Raw genomic sequence first — 7,069 nt, 5'->3', positions numbered from 1 at the left:
ATCGGCTCAAACATGAAGAAATGAAATGACTGAGTCAGCCGAGAAGAATTTCCCCGCTTATTCGCACCTTCCCTAAGGGTCCCGTAAGAAATCACTAATCTATCCTCACAGAGTGAACATCTTCAGGTGATAGAACCTTTACTCGTGTATACGTGAACTTTATCATTAGGCACATCACACTTTAAGGTAGCTATTTAATTTAGTGATTTTACTTAGCTGAAGCATTACTGTTTGGAGAGAATAAATGGCAAGGAAAAGGCGGACATCAAAGAAACTTGGAGATTTTTATCTAATTATACTTGCCATCGTCATCTTTATTACTATCAAGATAATTGAAGCTATTAAAGCGGTTCCTTGGCAATTTTGGGTGGGTGCATTCTGCGTTTTATTTCTTTTTTTCACATACCGTTACAAAAAAACCACCGACAAACCAGAAAAACCAACAGTTACAGCCACACCTCATCCAACTAAGCACACTTCACCAGTGCATCGAGAGCCGCCGAGGGCAGCTTTCACGCCATCACATGCCCCCAGTCATTCGAAAGCTATAGCCAACGCGGATACAAAGATGCAACCAGAGGCGTTACCACACCAACAACCGAATCCAAACACTGAAGATCTGATCAAGGTATCGGCCTCTGACCTCATGATTTCTGGAGTATCAACCCCTTTTGAGCCCACGACCTTGGATGCAAACTCTTTTGCCAAGACAAAGCCAGATCCAGCTATTGATGCGCCACCAGCCTCCCTTGATTTTGATGACGATGTTTTTACTGTTTTGTCCCTGACAGATAACGATACGGAACTACCCGCGCCCGAGTTCAGCATATCTTTTTCATTCAGAGAACGCAGCCCATCCGTTGTGCCTTCTGAGCAAAACGTACTCTTCACCTCTTCTGAGCTAATGCCTGCGGGGCCCTGCATGGTTGGCCGCTGGATGTCCCCAGGTGAAGAGATCACTCTTGCTGGTCTCAAAATTAGCGGCGGTATGTTTTATGTCGGCAACACCAGGCTGGATGGAGGCCTCTTTGAAGAGCCATCACTTATCGATCCACAAGCCCTTGTTACCATCAAAGATGCGCCCTCAGATCTTCCTCTGCATGGATATTATCCGAGCTATAAAAATCTCACTGCCGACGCCAAGAAAAGATATTTGCAATGGATTGCGAATGGGCGCAAAGACCCCGACGTCGCAATTGGGTTTGTTTTCATCTTTTTCTATGGCCTTGAGCGCCGGTATTTTATTGATGCCAAAAGAGACGAGCTAGCCAAAAGAGAGATGCCATTTATTCTTGCCGAAATAGCCAGATTGGTGACCATCTATTCGGCGCACCCCTCTTTCACAAGATATGCCACCAATTTTCTCGAATATGGGATGGCGAAGAACATCAGCAAGGAATATTACCTTTTCCCCGCACAAGAGGCCGATCCGCTCAGCTACCACGTCCCTATTTCGCTGAAAATCTGCCTCGGGCAACTGGTTAGAGACGGCAAGCCGGTTCCTGCCGATTGGGCTTTGCTCTGGGCGACCTGTACCCCGACAATTTCCTTACGGACCCCCGCGCAGCGCTGCTTTGATATCTTCAAGGCTATGTTCATCGACACCTATAAACGGGAGTATGGCGATGGCATCAAACTGAAAGAGCTCAAATCCCGTGTCGAGGTTTCCTATGCGCCGTCTTCTTATGCCGTCAGCCAATTCATTGAGCGCTGCGTCACCAATCTATCTGATGTCTCCTTCTCGCAGCCATACATCAAAAAGCTGAGTAAGGTTGTTGACCTTTGCACCTCCTTGCTTGAGCCATATAGCCGGTATCTAGGGAGAAATGTTGGGGCAGAAAACACCTTGGAAGCTTTGCTTCATCTGCCATATCAGTATTGGCCAACAGCCATGAAACAAACGTTCGTGACGCTGGCAGAGGTTGTTGGTGTTGATGCCATGCTCCTGCCTTGGTCTGACCTTGCAGCGCGTATCAACATCAACAGCACGGGAGGCCTCAATAAAGCGCAGTATGAAGGTTTGGCTAACATCTTGGCTCACCACCATATGAGCATCGAGCCTCACCCAGAGGGAAGCAATAAGCGTCCGAAGGGAGACGAGCCTGTTGTCATCTATCCGATAAATCCGCAAGAGACGCTGAACAAAAATCAGAGCAGTGTGGATACTGTGTCCGCATTTGTAGATCTGGCCTGTGTTGTCCTGAATACCGACGAAGATAAATCGGAAGTCACGATCGCTTTCCTCAAGGAGCAGATCGGTTCAATGAACTTCCTGACCCACTCTCAATCAGTTCGACTGATCGCAAAAGCGCTACTGGGCACTCAGGCACCTCCTACCCTGTCGATCGTAAAGAAAGCCATCGATGCCTTGGATGGTGAACAAAAGGCATTAGTCGGCAAGCTGCTCGTCGCCTTTGTGAAAGCTGACAACTCGATCACCCCAGCCAAAGTGAAGGTACTGGAGCAGCTGTATAAGCTGATCTCTTTGGATGTGAAACAGGTCTACTCAGACCTCCATTCAAATGAGGCCAGGATCGTATCAACGAGCAAATCTGGCAGCGTGACCAAGGCTACTGGCAGTGCCTCCAGTTTGGATATGGCTCGGGTGGCACAGCTCAAACAGGAGACCTCTCAAGTCACTGCAATGCTTGCATCCGTGTTTACAGAGAATGATGGTGAACATGATGATATCTACCAGCCACAACAGGCCAAGACAGAAGCGTCATCAGATCAAGCGGACGAGCCGACAACCCTTGGGGACACTCGTTCTCTATTTGGCCTTGATGATGACCTAAGCCAATTCCTCAGGGCTCTGCTTGCCCGTCCGGAATGGGCTCGTGATGATTTGTCTGCACTTGCCAACACCATGGGCCTGATGCTCGATGGTGCACTTGAACAAATTAATGAAGCCATGCTCGATCACTTTGATGAAATGCTGATCGAGGGTGATGACACCATTGAATTGAACACTGACCTTCTGGAGCAAATTCCTCATGAGTAAAATCAGGCCAAAAGAGCGTGACGCCGTCATCCAATCCTTAAGAGCGGGTGTCGTGCCCAAGGTGGGTCAGCATCTCATCCAAGTTGGCCGCAAAAACGAAATTGACGCCTTCATGACAGACATCAATCGCGTTGCCGATACAGGTTCATCATTCAGGATCGTTGTCGGGGAGTATGGTGCCGGTAAAACCTTCCTTCTCAACCTTGTGCGAGCAATCGCGCTTGAGAAGCAGCTTGTTACCGTTCACGCCGATCTCAATCCCGATCGCCGACTGCATGCCAGCGGCGGCCAAGCGCGTTCCCTCTATTCTGAGCTCGCCAAGAATATGTCCACCCGCACGAAACCTGATGGCGGTGCACTTGCGGGTGTAGTGGAGAAGTTCATCGCTCAGGCGAAAAATGAAGCCAAGGCGAATGGCTCACAACCTGAAGCGGTCATCCGGAAGAAGCTGGAAGATCTAGCCGAGATGGTCAATGGCTATGACTTTGCCGAGGTGATTGCCGCCTACTGCAAAGGGTTCCAAGATGGAAATGACCAGCTGAAGCATGACGCCATCAGATGGCTTCGGGGCGAATTCTCAACCAAGACCGATGCCCGCATAGCGCTGGGTGTCCGGACCATCGTTGATGATGCCACCATGTATGATCAGCTCAAGCTGATGGCCCGTTTCGTTCAGCTGGCAGGCTATTCAGGCTTGCTGGTATGCCTTGATGAGATGGTGAACCTCTATAAGCTTGCCAACACCCAGGCTCGCAACTCCAACTACGAACAAATCCTGCGGATCCTCAATGACTCCTTGCAAGGGACGTCGGTCGGGCTCGGGTTCATCCTTGGCGGCACTCCCGAGTTTTTGATGGACACCCGACGCGGCCTCTTCAGCTATTCAGCCCTGCAATCCCGTTTGGCCGAGAACAGCTTTGCTCAGGATGGGCTGGTGGATTACTCAGGGCCAGTACTGCGCCTCTCAAGCCTGACCCCTGAGGATTTCTACGTTCTCCTTGAGAAGTTGCGGCATGTCTATGCCTGTGGTGATGAAACCCGTTACACATTGCCAGACGAAGCGTTACCGGCATTTATGGCCCATTGTGAGAGCCGGTTGGGGGAAAGCTATTTCAGAACCCCCAGAACGACGATCACCGCCTTTGTGAACCTGCTGGCCGTCCTAGAGCAGAACCCTGATGCAAACTGGAAAGAGCTCATTGGCTTTACTGACATCAAATCTGATCAGGGAGCGGAGTTAGAATTGGCAGTGGAGCCCGATGATGAATTCACCTCGTTCCAGCTCTGACTCCCGACATTTTGAACGGCTGGATGAGCGGATCCGGCGCTGGGTGTGGCAAAAGGGGTGGACCTCTCTTCGTGATGCGCAAGAGCGGGCGATACCGGCATTATTGGGGGCAGATACAGACGTGATCATCGCTGCTGCCACTGCTGCGGGTAAAACTGAAGCTGCCTTCTTGCCGATATTCACGGTGCTACTGAACAGCCCCGAGCCCGCTACGGTTCTATACATCAGTCCTCTCAAAGCGCTGATCAATGATCAATGGGGACGGCTCAACGAGCTCTGTGACTCGTTGGAGATCCCTGTTACTGGCTGGCATGGTGATATCGCCTACAGCAAGAAGCAGAAGTTCTTGAAGAGTCCCAATGGGGTGTTGTTGATCACCCCTGAATCCCTGGAGGCCCTCTTTGTGAATCGGGGGTCATCCATCCCTGGGATGATGGCCAACATCAAGTACATCGTGATTGATGAGCTGCATGCCTTCATCGGCTTTGAGCGAGGAAAACAGATCCAATCCCTGATGCATCGTGTTGAGCTGGCCATCGGTCGTCAGGTCCCCCGCGTTGGGCTCTCTGCTACTCTCGGGGATATGTCGCTCGCGGCAAAATTCTTGCGCCCTTCCCTACCTGATAGCGTCCAGCTCATCGAGTCAAAGGATGGTGGCCAGGAGCTAAAGGTCCTCATCAAAGGCTATCTCGAAGGTAAAACGGAACCAGACGAAGAACGAGATGAAGACGACCCAACATCTCCCTATGTAGCCATCAGTAACGACTTGTATCGTGTACTCCGCGGGTCAAACAACCTGGTATTTCCCAACTCCAGATCGAACGTTGAAAAGTACACAGACCGTTTACGTCGCCTTTGCGAACAAGATAAGGTCCCAAACCAGTTCTGGGCACACCACGGCAGTTTGTCGAAAACATATCGTGAAGAAACGGAACAGGCTTTGAAGTCGGGTGATGTGCCAGCGACAGCGATTTGCACCAGTACGTTGGAGCTCGGGATCGACATTGGCTCCGTTAAAAGTATTTGCCAAATCGGTCGACCACCTGCGGTGTCTTCATTGCGGCAACGTCTTGGTAGGTCCGGACGCCGTAAGGGAGAGTCCGCAATCCTTCGCGGCTACATCATCGAGCGCGAACTCTCCCCCAATACAAGTATCTCAGATTCACTACGTGAGGACCTGATCCAAACTATCGCCATGGTCAGGCTACTGATCGGTGGTTGGTTTGAGCCTCCCCTTGCTGGTGGCTTGCACGCCTCAACTCTAGTTCAACAGATCCTTTCTGTTATCAGTGAGCGCGGCGGCATCATGGCCAGAGACCTTTGGCATAGTCTGCTCTCCCCTGGTGCGCCTTTTGAAGGATTCACACCTGATGACTTTATTGGGCTTCTCAAGCAGATGGGCCGCTTGAAATTGATACAACAGGACTCATCAGGTTTGCTGCTGCACGGTGAAGTAGGCGAAAAACTCGTTAACAATCACGAATTCTACGCATCATTTGTCAGTGATGAGGAATACCGGCTGATCTGCGCCTCTACTCAGGTTGGGTTGATCCCGATAAGCAGGCCTCTGATTACAGGCCAGAAGATCATTTTTGCCGGTCGCCGCTGGCAAGTTCTCGAAGTGAATGAAGAAAAGAAATTTATACTTGTGGCCCCCTCAAAAGGAGGGACTCCTCCTGTCTTCGATAACTGCTTGGCCACTGTTCACGAAATAGTCAGGGTTGAAATGCGCAATGTGCTTGCTGGTGGCTTTGATGTTCCATTTCTTGATACCAGAGCAAAAGAGCTACTGTCCGAAGCAAGAGAAAACTTTAAACGCTTTGACCTTGACTCGACTACATTGATTGAATTGGGCGATAATTCCGTACAGCTGTTCCCGTGGTCCAGTGATATTGCACATGATGCGTTTGTTCTGTTGATGCAAAAAAATGATATTGATGCTGTTAATGAAGGCATTTACATCTTAATTAATTGCAGCAAAGAAAAAATGCTGAATGTTATCGTCAGCATTAAAGACTCACATGTACTATCGACAGACCTACTGGACGGAGTCCGAAACTTAAATCGAGAAAAGTGGGATTGGGCACTTCCTGATAGAATTTTGCGTAAGTCATTCTCCTCACTTAGGTTGGATCTGGAAGGTGCATTAGGAATATGTAAGAAGGTCATACTCATGCATGGAAAATAATTTTGCTACTAAACTGGCTAAATAGCTATTCCGAATAGTAGATCACTGTACTCGTACCGCTTCTACAGGTGACATGGAGCACACATCGTCGATGAGCCTTGTCACTTCAGGTGTTGCATGTTAACCAGAATATGCCAGCGGTGTGACTGTGGATCGTTTGCCGTTGAATAACGGCAATTAAAAATAATTGGTTAATCATTGTTTAAGCCACCTAATCAACCTAAACCCCACATTCGTAGGTTTATTTTCGCTAATGGTTAGATGGTTAATTAGGTTCGCTATAAAGCGATAAGTATATTGACAGCGTTGAATTATACTCATCCATACCTCACAATATTATTTTCATTGAAATTACTTAACCACCTAACCATAACTATCACTCAATCAGTAATAATGTGGCTTACGGATGGTTAGCAACATCATAATGCTCACTTAACCAGAATATAATACATTAACCATTAGTCGCATCTTTTGATAAAAACACCCGACTCAGTGGCGGGTGTTTTTTTACTTTATTACTTTATTACTTTATTACTTTATTACTTTATTACTTTATTACTTTATTACTTTATTACTTTATTACTTTATTACT

The 7,069-nt window shown here is 48.5% G+C and carries 3 protein-coding genes; all 3 read left to right on the top strand.

Translation table 11 applies throughout. The features are described 5' to 3' along the window. Window positions 1-244 precede the first annotated feature (244 nt). The 3 genes from OKC28_RS21205 to OKC28_RS21195 are packed head-to-tail and all read left to right on the top strand — an operon-like array spanning window position 245 to window position 6,477. On the top strand, window positions 245-3,001 hold the full coding sequence (locus tag OKC28_RS21205) for a tellurite resistance TerB family protein (protein WP_247824044.1): 2,757 nt from the start codon (window positions 245-247) through the stop codon (window positions 2,999-3,001). After that, entirely contained in the window at window positions 2,994-4,289 is a 1,296-nt protein-coding gene (locus tag OKC28_RS21200; RefSeq protein WP_075114266.1) for an ATP-binding protein, read from the top strand. The genes OKC28_RS21205 and OKC28_RS21200 overlap by 8 nt, the downstream gene beginning before the upstream one ends. Further along, complete coding sequence (locus OKC28_RS21195) at window positions 4,261-6,477, top strand: DEAD/DEAH box helicase (RefSeq protein ID WP_247824043.1); 2,217 nt, start codon at window positions 4,261-4,263, stop codon at window positions 6,475-6,477. The genes OKC28_RS21200 and OKC28_RS21195 overlap by 29 nt, the downstream gene beginning before the upstream one ends. Window positions 6,478-7,069 lie beyond the last annotated feature (592 nt).

It is taken from the genome of Aeromonas sp. D3, from assembly GCF_027705025.1.
GTDB classification, from domain to species: domain Bacteria; phylum Pseudomonadota; class Gammaproteobacteria; order Enterobacterales; family Aeromonadaceae; genus Aeromonas; species Aeromonas salmonicida.
Note: the sequence above shows the minus strand (reverse complement) of the source record. Positions and strands in the feature narration are given on the sequence as shown.

Bases quoted from the DNA above. Each gene is read 5' to 3' on its own strand.
- OKC28_RS21205 (WP_247824044.1), top strand. From the start codon at position 245: ATGGCAAGGAAAAGGCGGACATCAAAGAAACTTGGAGATTTTTATCTA.
- OKC28_RS21200 (WP_075114266.1), top strand. From the start codon at position 2,994: ATGAGTAAAATCAGGCCAAAAGAGCGTGACGCCGTCATCCAATCCTTA.
- OKC28_RS21195 (WP_247824043.1), top strand. From the start codon at position 4,261: ATGATGAATTCACCTCGTTCCAGCTCTGACTCCCGACATTTTGAACGG.